At 69.7% G+C, this 12,871-nt stretch carries 7 protein-coding genes; 5 read left to right on the top strand and 2 right to left on the bottom strand.

What is annotated here, in order from left to right; genetic code table 11:
* Nucleotides 1–16 precede the first annotated feature (16 nt).
* Nucleotides 17–454, top strand: a complete 438-nt coding sequence (locus tag RR42_RS05905; protein ID WP_144409745.1) for a hypothetical protein — start codon at nucleotides 17–19, stop codon at nucleotides 452–454.
* Between the two features lie 122 nt (nucleotides 455–576).
* Nucleotides 577–2,262: a S8 family peptidase gene (locus tag RR42_RS05900; protein WP_043344851.1), complete on the top strand. Its 1,686-nt coding sequence runs from the start codon at nucleotides 577–579 to the stop codon at nucleotides 2,260–2,262.
* Nucleotides 2,263–2,333: 71 nt separating this feature from the next.
* Here RR42_RS05900 and rrtA read toward each other — a convergent pair whose 3' ends face one another.
* Both rrtA and glnE read right to left on the bottom strand, forming a co-directional pair.
* Nucleotides 2,334–2,969 (bottom strand): rhombosortase, encoded by a 636-nt coding sequence (gene rrtA, locus RR42_RS05895; RefSeq protein ID WP_043344850.1) that lies wholly within the window; start codon nucleotides 2,967–2,969, stop codon nucleotides 2,334–2,336.
* Nucleotides 2,966–5,806, bottom strand: a complete 2,841-nt coding sequence (gene glnE / locus RR42_RS05890; protein WP_419188879.1) for a bifunctional [glutamate--ammonia ligase]-adenylyl-L-tyrosine phosphorylase/[glutamate--ammonia-ligase] adenylyltransferase — start codon at nucleotides 5,804–5,806, stop codon at nucleotides 2,966–2,968. Before glnE ends, rrtA begins: the two co-directional genes overlap by 4 nt.
* Before the next feature lie 228 nt (nucleotides 5,807–6,034).
* On the opposite strand from glnE, the gene RR42_RS05885 reads away from it, so the two are divergent.
* The 3 genes from RR42_RS05885 to tldD all read left to right on the top strand — a co-directional run bounded on the left by RR42_RS05885 (nucleotide 6,035) and on the right by tldD (nucleotide 12,852).
* Entirely contained in the window at nucleotides 6,035–10,369 is a 4,335-nt protein-coding gene (locus tag RR42_RS05885) for a YhdP family protein (RefSeq protein ID WP_082054809.1), read from the top strand.
* A 60-nt stretch (nucleotides 10,370–10,429) separates the two neighbouring features.
* Nucleotides 10,430–11,287 carry a carbon-nitrogen hydrolase family protein gene (locus tag RR42_RS05880; protein ID WP_043344845.1) on the top strand — a complete coding sequence of 286 codons (858 nt, stop codon included), beginning with the start codon at nucleotides 10,430–10,432 and terminating at the stop codon, nucleotides 11,285–11,287.
* 104 nt (nucleotides 11,288–11,391) lie between these two features.
* On the top strand, nucleotides 11,392–12,852 hold the full coding sequence (tldD, locus tag RR42_RS05875; RefSeq protein WP_043344843.1) for a metalloprotease TldD: 1,461 nt from the start codon (nucleotides 11,392–11,394) through the stop codon (nucleotides 12,850–12,852).
* The last annotated feature ends 19 nt before the right edge of the window (nucleotides 12,853–12,871 follow it).

Raw genomic sequence — 12,871 nt, 5'->3', positions numbered from 1 at the left:
TTTCAGGAGTTTCCCCATGTCACTCGGCAAACAGCCGCACTCCCGCTCACTGGCCCGCCCACTGCGGATTACCGCCGCCTGCGGCCTGCTGGCCTTGCTGGCGCTGACCGCCTGCCAGGCGCAACAGCGCCCGTCTGCGCCACCGCTCAACAGCATCAGCGCCGATCGCACCGTAGGCGATATCATGGTGCGGTTCTCCGCGCCGCCCGTCACCGTGTCCGAAGACGCCGATCGCTTGCTGGCGTCGATTGCCGGGCCGATCCGCTTCGTCGTCAAGCGGCCCATGTCGGGCGGCGTGTGGCTGGTCACCGCGATCTCCGCGTCGGCCGATGCCACGATCGACCAGGCGCTTGCCACGCTGCGCGGCACCCCTCGCATCGAGCTGGCCGAACCTGATCGCGTGCTCAAGCCGAACCGCACCCAGCCCGTCGGCCGCGACATGCCGGCGAGCTGAGTCCGGCGGCGGCCCGGTTCCTGTCGTCGGAATGCATGGCTTGGACGTTGAAGGTTGAAGACTGAAGATTGAATGCTGTAACCGCGGTCGGTCCGAAGCGGGCTCAACGGGAGAACGTAGACATGCAGGAACAGCTTCGATTTCGATCTGGCGAAACGCGGCGCGTGGCATCCCATGCCGCCCTGCTGCTGGCGCTTGGCGCCGCCCTCTGGCTGGGCGTGCCGGCCGCGGCCAGCGCAGCCCCCGACCCCGCCGCGCGCCCCGCGCCGCGCTACACCGGCAACTTCATCGTGCGCTGGCGCGACGGCAGCACAAGCACAATCGCCGGCACGAACGCCACCAGCGCGAGCGACAGCGCCGCTGCCAGCGGCCTGCCCGAGCGTATGCTGAGCGTGCGCCAGAGCACCGGCGTGGCGCTCTCGGTCAAGCGCCAGATGGGCGGCAGCTTGCAACTGCTGAGCGTCTCCGGCAGCGATGCCGCCGACCCGGAAGGCACCGCCGCCCGGCTGCGCCAGGATCCGCGGATCGCGGAAGTGGTGCCGGACCGCTGGCTGCGGCTGCACGACACCATCCCCAACGATCCCGAGTTCGCGCTCAACCAGCCCTACCTCGGTACCCCCGCACAGGTGGTGGGCGGCGTGAACCTGCCACCCGCATGGGACCGCACGCGCGGCAGCAGCAGCCTGGTGATCGCCGTGCTCGATACCGGCTACCTGCCGCACCCCGATCTCGCCGGCCGCATTGTGCCCGGCTATGACTTCATTACCGATCCGTCCATCGCCAACGACGGCGATGGACGGGATGCGGATGCCACCGACGCCGGCGACGGCGTGCCGGCGGGCTTCACCTGCCCGGGCACCACCACGCCGACCACGACCGCAACCAACAATAGCTGGCACGGCACCCGCGTGGCAGGCACGCTTGGCGCGCTCACCAATAACGGGGTGAACATCGCCGGTGTGGACTGGAACGCCCGCATCCAGCCGGTGCGCGTCTCCGGCCGCTGCGGCGCGCTGCTCTCGGACACCGTGGATGGCATGCGCTGGGCTGGCGGCCTCTCCGTACCCAACGCGCCGGCCAACCCCACCCCGGCGCGCGTGATCAACGTGAGCCTGGGCGGCGGGACCTGCTCCAGCATCGAGCAGCAAGCCGTGACCGACCTCGCCGCGAATGGCGTGGTGGTGGTCGCCGCCACGGGCAACAGCGCCGGCGCGGTCGAGGCGCCTGCCGACTGCGCCGGCGTGGTCGCCGTAACGGCACATGCCAACGACGGCGAGAACGCCAGCTATGCCAACGTGGGGCCACAGGTTGCGCTAAGCGCGCCGGGCGGCGGCTGCGGCAACTCCAAGGTATCGGGCGGCAAATGCTCGGTGGCGGAATCGTTCATCCGGACCCTGTCCAATGACGGCACCACCTCGCTTGGCAACTACAACGTCATCAATTCGCAAGGCACCAGCTTTGCCGCGCCGCTGGTGTCGGGCGTGGTGTCGTTGATGCTCGCCGCCAACCCGGCGCTCACGCCCGCCCAGGTGCTTGCCACCTTGAAGAGTTCGGCGCGGCCCCACCCGGCCGGCACCTATTGCACGGCCGCAGCCAATGCCGGCATCTGCGGCGCGGGCCTGCTCGATGCCAATGCTGCCGTGGCGGCCGGCACGCAGGTGGTCCAGCCGGCGCCCGCGCCCGCTGCGCCAGCCACCTCCTCGGGCGGCGGCGGCGCGATTTCCTGGCCGCTCGCGCTCGGGCTGGGCGCGCTTGGCTTGCTGCTGAACTGGGCCGGGCGCCGCCGGCGCCCGGCGCGGTCGCGCTGAAACCGCGCTGAATTCGCGGCGAACGCGGGGCACCGTCCGGCCTGCGCCGGCGGCGCCCCTTGCCAGCGCGCCTATGCCGGTGGCCCGCCCCGCCGGCGCTGCCACCACTCCTGCACCAGCCATAGCCCCAGGCCGGCCAACGCGCCGGCCGCGTGCGAGATGCGCACGACCCCGAACCCCCACTGCGCGTCGAACACCACGGGCGCGAGCCATGACTGCTCAAGCCAGGTCTTGACCAACACGCCAAGGCAGAGCGCCACGCCGAGCACGCGCGACACGCCGCCGCCATAGAGCAGCCGCAGCCCGCCCCACAGGGCCAACCCGTGCAACGCACCGGACAATCCGCCGTACCAGCCCACCGACGGCACCCGGCATAACGCCAGTTGCACCGCAACGCCGCAGGCGAACAGGACCGCCAACATCGCGCCGGCGCGCGCCTCGCGGCCAATCAGCAGGAACAGGCCCGCAGCGGCCAGCAGGTCCGCCAGCCAGTGCTGCCAGCCAAGGTGGACCCACATTGCGGTCAGCAGGCGCCACCACTGGCCCGCCACGCCGTGGCCCATGACCGCATCGCGCAGATAGAGCCCGTGCGCGCGCAGCCACGGAATGAAGGTAAAAGCGGCACCCAGGGCGGCCGTGAGCGCCAGTACGGCCAGCACGCCCGGCCATCCCGGCCGGCGCGCCGCGCCAGCCGCCTGCACGTTCATTTGCCGCCGGCGGCAACCGGCTCGCCGAACACTGCTTGCCAGAGGGTGCGCACGTGTTCCGCCTGCTGCGCCACCACGGCCGGCGCAACCCGTGCGTGGACCTGCCCGTCCAGGCGCAGCTGGTGCTGGCGGGCACGGAACAGGCGATAGGCGTCGCCCACTTCGCGCGCCAGCGTGGCATCGATCAGGCCGATTTCACCGGCCGTGCGCAGCAGCGCGATATTGCCGGCATTGCGCGTGAGCGCGGGATGATCGTGGCTGTGCAGCAGCACAAGGTATTGCACCGTGAACTCGATGTCGACCATGCCGCCGCGATCATGCTTGAGGTCGAACAACCCGCTTGGGTTGGGATGGCCCTCGGCCACCTTGTGGCGCATGACGACGATCTCGCCGCGCAGCGTGGCGGCGTCGCGTGGCTGGCGCAGGATCTCGTCGCGCAGGCTCTCGAAATGCGCGCCGATCCCGGGGTCGCCCGCGCAAAAACGCGCGCGGGTAAGGGCCTGGTGCTCCCACACCCACGCGGTGTTGTCACCCTCGCGCTGCTGGTAGCGGCGAAAGCCCTCGAAGCTGGTCACCAGCAGCCCGGCCTCGCCGTTGGGGCGCAGGCGCGTGTCGACATCGAACAGCGTGCCGGCGGCGGTATGGCTGGTCAGCCAGGTGATCAGGCGGCGCGCGTAGGCGGCATAGACATCAGGCGCGCGCTCGTGCTCGTCCTCGTAGAGGAAGATGATGTCGAGGTCGGAGGCATAGCCCAGCTCCTTGCCGCCCAGCTTGCCGTAAGCGATCACGGCAAAGCGCGGCTGCTCGGCATGCCGGGTCGCCAGCTGGCGCCAGACGGCCTGCAGGGTCACCTCGAGCATGGCGTCGGCCAGGTCCGACAGCCGGTCGGCGATCTGCTCCACGGTCAGCATGCCTTGCAGGTCCTGCAACAGGATGCGGAACGTCTCGGCGTGGTGCTCGCGGCGCAGGATGTCCATCTGCGCTTCGATCTGCCCGTCGGCCGCGTCGAGGCGCGTGGCCAGGCGGCTGCGAAAGCCGGCCCAGTCGGGCGCGCCCGCCAGGGCATCGCTATCGAGCAGTTCGTCAAGCAGTTGCGGGTGGCGGGTCAGATAGGCGGCGGCCCAGCTTGACGCGTGCAGCGTGTCGGCCACGCGCGCCATCGCCTGCGGGTACTCGGAAAGCAGCGAAAGGTAGGACGCACGGCGGCTGATGGCATCCAGGAAATCGACAAAGCGGGCGATGGTGCGGTCGGCATCTTCCTGGCGCGAGGCCAGGTCAAGCGCGCGGTTGACCAGCAGGTCAAAGCGCACCCGGCTGGGCTCGGACAGCGCGCGGTAACGCAGCGAGCCACCAATGGCGCGCAGGCGGTCGAGCAGCCCGGCGCAATCACTGAAGCCGGCTGAGGCCAAGCGTTCGCACGGCGGCTCATCCTGTTCTTCCTGGATCAACGCCGGCCACAACGCCTCGCACGGCGCGTGCGCTTCATCGGGGTCCGAGAAGGTGGCCTCGAACTGTTGCGCCACCGGATCCTGCAGCGATGCCAGCCGCTCGAGCAGGGCCGGCCAGTCGGCGCAGCCCATCATCTTCGCCACCGCCAGCTGCTCCTCTTCCGAGGTTGGCAGGTGGTGCGTCTGGGCATCGTCGCGATACTGCAGGCGATGCTCGAGCTGGCGCAGGAAGCGGTAGGCGTGCGCCAGTTGCTCGGCCTGGCCCGCGGGCAACAGCCCATGCTCCACTGCCACCGCCAACACCTCCAGGGTGGGCCGGATGCGCAGCGCCGGGTCCTGGCCGCCGCGGATCAGCTGGAAGACCTGGGCCATGAACTCGATCTCGCGGATGCCGCCGCGGCCGAGCTTGATATTGAAGGCACGCTGGTTGACGCGCTGGCCGCCGCCTGGCGCCGCCAGCCCGCCGCTGCGCTTGGCCGCCTCGGCGCGGATCTGCGCATGCAGCGAGCGGATCGCCGCAATCACGCCGTAGTCGAGGTAGCGGCGAAAGACGAAGGGCGTGGTCAGGCTGGCCAGTTGCGCGGCGGTACGCTGCGCGTGCGGGGTATCCAGCGCCGATACCACCCTGCCCTTGATCCAGGCGTAGCGCTCCCACTCGCGCCCCTGCACCATCAGGTATTGCTCCAGCATGCCGAAGCTGCAGGCCAGCGGCCCGGCGTCGCCATTGGGGCGCAGGCGCATGTCGACGCGGAACACGTAGCCGTCTGCGGTCACGTCGGCCAGCAGGTTGATCAGGCGCCGTCCCAGGCGGATGAAGTACTCGTGATTGGACAGGCTGCGTTGCCCGCCACGCGTGTCGCCGTCTTCGTCGTACAGGAAGATCAGGTCGATGTCGGACGACACATTGAGCTCGCGGCCACCCAGCTTGCCCATGCCAACCACCACCAGCTCCTGGACTTCCCCGCTGCTCTCCCCGACCGGACGGCCGTAGGTCGGGGCAAGGTCCGCTTCCAGCATGGCCAGGCCATACTGGATGCCGAGCTCGGCCAGATCCGTCATCGCGCCGGTGACTTCGCCCAGCGTCGACTGCCCGCGCAGATCGCGCTCGATCACCACGCACATCACTTCTGCGCGCAAGCGGCGCAGCGCGCGCTTGATGGCGTCGTCCACATCGGCCGACGGCTCATGCAGGACCTTGAGCCGTGCCGCCATCCAGGCGCGCGTGAGCGGCTGGTCGCGTGCTTGCGCGACGATTTCGGCCAGCTCGGGACGGGCCTGCACCATGCGGCGGGTGTAATGGGAATAGGCGGGCGAGTACAATGCCATGCCGGCGCAATCGACCGGCACGAGTTCAACGGCGGCCACCACCGCGAACGGGCCGGTGGCCATGTCGGCCACGGCCTGCCTGGCCGCGCCGGAAGTGTTGCCGGGCGCACGTTCGCCGGCAGCGCCATCGGTTGCAGCGGTCTCGGGCGCGGCTGCGGAACTCGTCGGATCAGTGGAAGTCATTCCTGTTACTTGGTAGCGCGTGAGCCGGCCCTTGGCCGGCGCGCGCGTTATGCACGGCCGGTCAGGCACCGAATTGGAGAGCGCCTAGTATTGTCGGATAATCTGCGCATGTCCAGCCGCGCCACCCCACCTGCCGATCCCTCCGCCGCCGCCGCCGGCGGCACGCCGGCACTCGAAGGGGCCGCCGGTGCAGGCTCCCCCCCATCGCTGCAAGGCAGCCTGCGCGCGCTTGCGTTTGCGCGTGCTTGCGGCCGCGCCCTGCTCGCAGGCTTGCGCCATCCCGTCTGGCGCGGCCTGGGACGGGTGCTGGTGCGCCTGGCCCTGGCGCTGGTGCTGCTGGCGCTGCTCGCCGGGCTCCTGATCCGCTTCGTGCTCTGGCCGCAGGCCTCCGCCGCGCGCACCTGGCTCGAGCAGCGCGGCTCGGTGGCGCTCGCGGCCCAACTGAGCATCGGCCAGCTGGATACCTACTGGGATGGCTGGCACCCCGCTTTCCATGCCCGTGACGTCAAGGCCGTCGATGCCGAGCAGCGCGTGCTGCTGGCCGCGGGCGAGCTTGACGGCAAGCTGTCATGGCGCTCGCTGTTCAGCATGGACGTGCTGTTCCAGCGCATCTCCGCCAGCCGGACCGACCTGCTGATCCGCCGCTCCGCCGACGGCAAGCTCAAGGTGGCCGGCATGGCCGTGGATACCACCGGCGCCCAGCCGCAGGACAACCGGCTGTTCGACTGGCTGCTGGCCCAGGGCAAGGTCGAGCTCACCGACGGCAAGCTGCGCTGGCTCGACGACAAGAACAAACTGCCGCAACTGGACGTGGGCGATATCCAGCTCAGCGTGCAGCGCCACGGCTCGCGCCACACGTTCAAGCTCGAAGCGCAGTCGGCCACGCTTGCGCCACGCCCGCTGGTGGTACAGGCGGACTTCCGCCATGAATACCTGCACCGCACCGGCGACTGGCACAACTGGTACGGGCAGGCCAGCTGGGACCTTGGCCGGCTGGAACTCCCGGTGCTGCAGCGCTATCTCGCGGTCTTCGACCGGGTCACGCGCGGCACCTTCAGCACCGACGGCACCATCGAGTTTCGCGGCGGCCAGATCACCCGCAGCCAGGCCCGGCTGCGCGCCAGCAGCGTGGACCTGAAGCTCTCCGGCGCGCCCGAAGCGCTCAAGCTCGCCAGTGCCCAGGCCTTTGTCCTGCACCGCGCGGGGCGCGACCGCGACCACATCCTCACCATCGACACCCTGCTGTGGCAGCCCGAGCCGGCCGAAGGGCCGGCCGTGCCACCGGCACGGCAAGCGCAGGCGGCTTCCGCCGCCGCGGCCTCCCCCGGCGCCGCCAGCGCGGCCGCCGGCCTGGCCAGCGGCGAAGGCGCCTGGCGCGAAGGCATGCGCAAGGTAGTGGTCGGCTGGGCCACCGACAACAAGGGCGCATTGCGCAAGTTCACGCTCAAGGCACCCACCTTCGACCTGAACACCGTGCGCGCGCTGGCCACCTCGCTGCCGCTCGACACCGCCTTGTCGCGCCAGTTGCGTGCGCTCCAGCCCTCCGGCCATGTCGACAACCTGGACGTAAACTGGACCCGGGATCGCCAGGGCATTCTGAGCCGCCGCGATGGCCAGCGCCACTTCAACGTGCAGGGCACGCTGCGCAGCGTCTCGGTGCTTGGCCAGCCCGCCAACCCGCCCGTCGGCGCGAATGGCAAGCCCCACCTGGGTGTGCCGGGCTTTTCGCGGATCTCCGGCAGCTTCAGTTTCGACGAGCGCCAGGGCAGCGCCCGTTTTGAAGGCAACAATGCCGCGCTGATGCTGCCGGGCATGTTCGAGGATCCGCGCCTGTCGTTCGACCAGATCAACGGCGAAGTGCGCTGGACCAACGACAACGGCAAGCTGGCGGTGCGCACCGACGGCGTGCAGTTCGCCAACGCGGATACCGCCGGCAGCGTACGCGGCACATGGCATGCCGGTGGCGACGGGCACGGCGGCATTGCCGACCTGACCGGCGAGCTGACCCGCGCCCAGGTCAGCCGTGTGCCGCGCTACCTGCCCATGGGCATACCCGCCTCCACGCGCCAGTACCTGGCTGGCGCCCTGGTAGGCGGCGAAGCCAGCGACGTCAGGTTCCTGCTCAAGGGCGACCTGGAGCACTTTCCCTTCCACAGCCCGTTCGAGGGCGCCGGCGATTTTCGGGTCGAAGTGCCGATCCAGCATGTCAGCTACCAGATCGCGCCCCATGTGAGCGCGCCGGCGGGCAGCGTCGCCAGCGCCAGCAATGACGGCAAGGCCTGGCCGAACTTCACCGACATCAGCGGCCACTTGCTGTTCGAGCGCGGCGGCCTGTCGTTCCTCGCGCAGCGTGCTGGCGTGCAAGGCGCCGCCGGCGTCACGCTGCAGGACGTCAATGGCCGCATCGCAGACCTCGGCGAGCATGGCCGCCTGGTGCTGGACGGCAGCGCCAACGGGTCGATGGCAGGCTTCCTGCGCTTCGTCGCCGCCAGCCCGGTGCGCGACTGGACCGGCCAGGTGCTGACGGATATGCGCGCCCAGGGCAACGGCGAGCTTAGGCTCAAGCTTGACCTGCCCCTGACCGAGGCGCATGCGACCAAGGTCGACGGCCAGTTCCGGCTGCCCGGCAACGACGTGGTGCTGATCCCGCAATTGCCCGTGCTGGCCGGCACCACCGGCGTCGTCGCATTCAATGAGCACGGCTTCCAGCTCAACGACCTGCGCGCCCGCTTCCTGGGCGGCGAGATTCGCGCCGGCGGGGGCAGCCAGCCCGACGGCACGATCCGGGTCAATGCCGGTGGCAACCTCACCGCCCAGGGCATCCGCGAGGCGCTTGGCGCCTCGCCGGCGGCCTGGCTGGTACAGAAGCTGGAAGGCAGCACCGCCTACAGCGCCGTGATCGGCGTGCGCGATCACCAGCCCCAGATCACGGTCGCATCGGAACTGGCCGGGCTGGCGGTGAACCTGCCCGCACCCATGGCCAAGAGCGCGGCGCAAGCCGTACCAATGCGCTTTGAGCTGCGCCCGGCCGCCGCCCGCGCCGGCAGCGAGGAGATGCTGGTGCAATATGGCAACGTGCTCAATGCACGCTACCTGCTGCGCCGCAATGGCGACGCGGTGGAGGTGCAGGCCGGCGGGATCGGCATCGAGCAGCCAGCGCCGCAGCCCGCCAGCGGCGTCACCGCGGCGCTCACGGCAAGCCGCTTCGACCTGGACGCGTGGCGCGCCCTGCTGGTAGAAGCCGGCAAGGCCAGTGCAGGCCATGCCGAACCGGTGTCAGCCTACCTGCCGGAACACATTGCAGCGCGCACGCGCACGCTGCACGCCTTTGGCCGCGAGTTTGACGATGTCGTGCTCGAGGCCACCCGCGAAAGCGCTGGCTGGGGCATGCAGATCGAGTCCCGCCAGGTGGCGGGGAACCTGCGCTGGCGCAGCGAGGCCGCCACCCCCGCAGGCGCGCTCACGCTGCGCCTGTCGCACCTGAGCATTCCCGACACGGGCGACGCCGCCAGCGCCGGCGATCCGCTCGACGGCAGCACCAGCGACCTGCCCGCGCTGGACCTGGTCGCCGATCGGTTCGAACTGCATGGCCGTGACTTCGGCAAGCTGGAGGTCAAGGCGCGCTCCAGCGAAGACGGCGGCGAGCCCGTATGGACGCTGGACCGCCTGGTCATCGAGCAACCGGGCGCGACATTTACCGGCAGCGGCAGCTGGCGCTTGCCGCGCCGGGTGCGCGAAGGCGCTGCCGCCGAGCGCCGCACGCTGCTCGACTTCAAGCTCGACGTGCGCAACGGCGGCCAGGTGCTCGAACGTATGGGCCTGCCCCACATGCTGGCTGATGGCCACGGCACCTTCGAAGGGCGAGTCGGATGGCGCGGCTCGCCGCTGTCGATCGACTACCCTACCTTGTCGGGCCGGATGAAGCTGCAACTGGAGAATGGCCAGATCCTCAGCGTGGACCCGGGCGCGGCCAAGCTGCTGGGCGTGCTCAGCCTGCAAGGCCTGATGCGGCTGGCCACCTTCGACTTCCGCGGCGTGGCGGGCCAGGGCATGGTGTTCGACGAGATCACCGGCATCGGCACGATCGAGAACGGCGTGGCCAGCACCAAGGACTTCGCGCTCAAGGGCGGACAGCTGCGCGCCTCGATGACTGGCAGCGCGAACATCCCGCGCGAAACGCAGGACCTGGACGTGACGGTAGTGCCCCGCATCAACGCCACTTCCGCCTCGGTGGCGGCGGCGTTCATCAATCCCGCGCTCGGCATCGGCACACTGGCGGCGCAGCTGCTGTTCGCTGACGAATTCTCCAAGGCCTTCAGCAGCCGCTTCCATATCAGCGGTGGCTGGGCGAACCCGCAGATCATCAAAGTGGGGGAGAATAAGACCGATGCGCCGCCCGTGCAGGGTTTGTTCAATCGTGTCTACCCGGCGCCATCACCGTAGCGACTGGCCCAGCCGTGCGAGCCCCGCCGCGCAGCCGCCGCAAGCCAAGGAAACCGCTTCATGACCGCAAACGCCTCCGCGTCAACACCCAGCGCGGCCCACGGCGCGCCCCCTTTTCGCGTCGCTGCCATCCAGACCGTCAGCGGTGTTTCGCCCGAGGCCAACGTGGCCCGCGCCGACGCGCTGATCGCGCAGGCCGCCAAGGGCGGCGCCGAGCTGGTGCTGCTGCCGGAGTACTTCTGCATGATGGGCCTGCGCGAAGGCGACAAGGTCGCCATCCGCGAGCGCGACGGCGACGGGCCGATCCAGTCATTCCTGGCCGATGCCGCGCGGCGCCACCGGATCTGGCTGGTCGGCGGCACCCTGCCCTTGTGGTGCGAGGACGAGGCCCGCGTCTACAACACGTCGCTCGCCTACGACCCGCGCGGCGAACGGGTGGCGCGCTACGACAAGATCCACCTGTTCGGCTTCACCCGCGGCAGCGAAAGCTACGACGAATCGCGTACCATCCTGGCCGGCCAGACTCCGGTCAGCTTCGAAGCACCCTGTGGGCGGGTCGCCATGTCGGTCTGCTACGACCTGCGCTTTCCGGAACTCTACCGACAGCTCGCGGCGGGCGGCAGCACCAGCTTGATTCTGATGCCGGCCGCCTTCACCTACACCACCGGCCAGGCGCACTGGGAGATCCTGCTGCGCGCCCGCGCCATCGAAAACCAGTGCTATGTGCTGGCCGCCGCACAGGGCGGGAAGCACGAGAACGGACGGCGCACCTGGGGCCACTCGATGCTGATCGACCCCTGGGGCGAGGTGATGGCGGTGCTGCCGGAAGGCGAAGGCGTGGTGAGCGGGCTGATCGACCCCGCGCGCCTGGACGAGGTGCGTCAGAACCTGCCTGCGCTGCGCCATCGGGTGCTGTAGCATGTACAAGCAATGACCTGGCCGATTCCCCGGAATCGCCAGCATCCCAGATTTTTACGCGGCGGCGCCATTTCGCCACCGCGGCACGACGATAAAGGACAACCATGAACGCCGGCGACCTCGGAATCCGCAACCTCGCCACCGCCCAGCAACTGCTGCTGGCGCCCTACGGCCTGGACGAAACCAACCTGCAGCGCGTGCTCGCGGACATCTTCACGCATAAGGTCGATTACGCCGACCTCTACTTCCAATACACCCGCAACGAGGCGTGGAGCCTGGAAGAAGGCATCGTCAAGTCGGGCAGCTTCAGCATCGACCAGGGCGTTGGCGTGCGCGCCGTGTCCGGCGACAAGACCGCCTTTGCCTACTCTGACGACATCAGCCTGGACGCCTTGCTCAAGGCCGGCGCCGCGACCCGCACCATCGGCCGCGCCGGCAGCGGCCGCGTCAAGGTGGCGAGCAAGATGGCCTCACAAGGCGGGCGCAACCTGTACTCGCCCAATGACCCGCTGGACTCGATGGACGCCGCCGAAAAGGTGGCGCTGCTCGAGCGCGTGGAACGCATGGCCCGCGCCAAGGACCCGCGCGTGGTGCAGGTGATGGCTGGCCTGGCCGGTGAATACGACGTGGTGCTGGTGGCGCGCAGCGACGGCGTCATCGCCGCCGACGTGCGCCCGCTGGTGCGGGTCTCCGTCACGGTGATCGCCGAGCAGAACGGGCGCCGCGAGATCGGCTCCTCCGGCGGCGGCGGGCGCTATGCCTACGGCTATTTCACCGATGAGCTGCTGCGCCAGTACGTGGACGAGGCCGTGGCCTCGGCGCTCGTCAACCTGGAGGCGCGTCCGGCCCCGGCCGGTGCCATGACCGTCGTGCTCGGCCCGGGCTGGCCCGGCGTGCTACTGCACGAGGCCATCGGCCATGGCCTGGAGGGCGACTTCAACCGCAAAGGCTCGTCGGCCTTCGCCGGCCGCATGGGCGAGCGCGTGGCGGCCAAAGGCGTGACGGTGGTGGACGACGGCACGCTGGCCAACCGCCGCGGCTCGCTCAACCTTGACGACGAGGGCAACCCGACCCAGTGCACCACACTGATCGAGGACGGCATCCTCAAGGGCTATATCCAGGACACGCTCAACGCGCGCCTGATGAAGATGCCGGTAACCGGCAACGCGCGCCGCGAGAGCTACGCCGCGCTGCCGATGCCGCGCATGACCAACACCTACATGCTCAACGGCAACCGCGACCCGCAGGAGATCATCGCCAGCGTCAAGCGCGGCCTCTACGCGGTCAACTTCGGCGGCGGCCAGGTTGACATCACCAACGGCAAGTTCGTGTTCTCCGCCAGCGAGGCCTACCTGATCGAGGACGGCAAGATCACCGCCCCGGTCAAGGGCGCCACGCTGGTCGGCAACGGGCCGGAATCGCTCAAGGACGTCACCATGATCGGCAACGACATGCGCCTGGACTCGGGCGTGGGCGTGTGCGGCAAGGAAGGCCAGAGCGTGCCGGTGGGCGTGGGCCAGCCGACCCTGCGCATCGAGAACATGACGGTGGGCGGCACGGCCTGATTGCCGTCCCGCTGGCCGG

Origin of the sequence: Cupriavidus basilensis, from assembly GCF_000832305.1 — a bacterium.
Classification (GTDB): Bacteria; Pseudomonadota; Gammaproteobacteria; order Burkholderiales; family Burkholderiaceae; genus Cupriavidus; species Cupriavidus basilensis_F.
Note: the sequence above shows the minus strand (reverse complement) of the source record. Positions and strands in the feature narration are given on the sequence as shown.

Coding starts and splice junctions, on each gene's coding strand:
- RR42_RS05905 (WP_144409745.1), top strand. CDS start 17: ATGTCACTCGGCAAACAGCCGCACTCCCGCTCACTGGCCCGCCCACTG.
- RR42_RS05900 (WP_043344851.1), top strand. CDS start 577: ATGCAGGAACAGCTTCGATTTCGATCTGGCGAAACGCGGCGCGTGGCA.
- rrtA (WP_043344850.1), bottom strand. CDS start 2,969: ATGAACGTGCAGGCGGCTGGCGCGGCGCGCCGGCCGGGATGGCCGGGC.
- glnE (WP_419188879.1), bottom strand. CDS start 5,806: ATGGCCACCGGCCCGTTCGCGGTGGTGGCCGCCGTTGAACTCGTGCCG.
- RR42_RS05885 (WP_082054809.1), top strand. CDS start 6,035: ATGTCCAGCCGCGCCACCCCACCTGCCGATCCCTCCGCCGCCGCCGCC.
- RR42_RS05880 (WP_043344845.1), top strand. CDS start 10,430: ATGACCGCAAACGCCTCCGCGTCAACACCCAGCGCGGCCCACGGCGCG.
- tldD (WP_043344843.1), top strand. CDS start 11,392: ATGAACGCCGGCGACCTCGGAATCCGCAACCTCGCCACCGCCCAGCAA.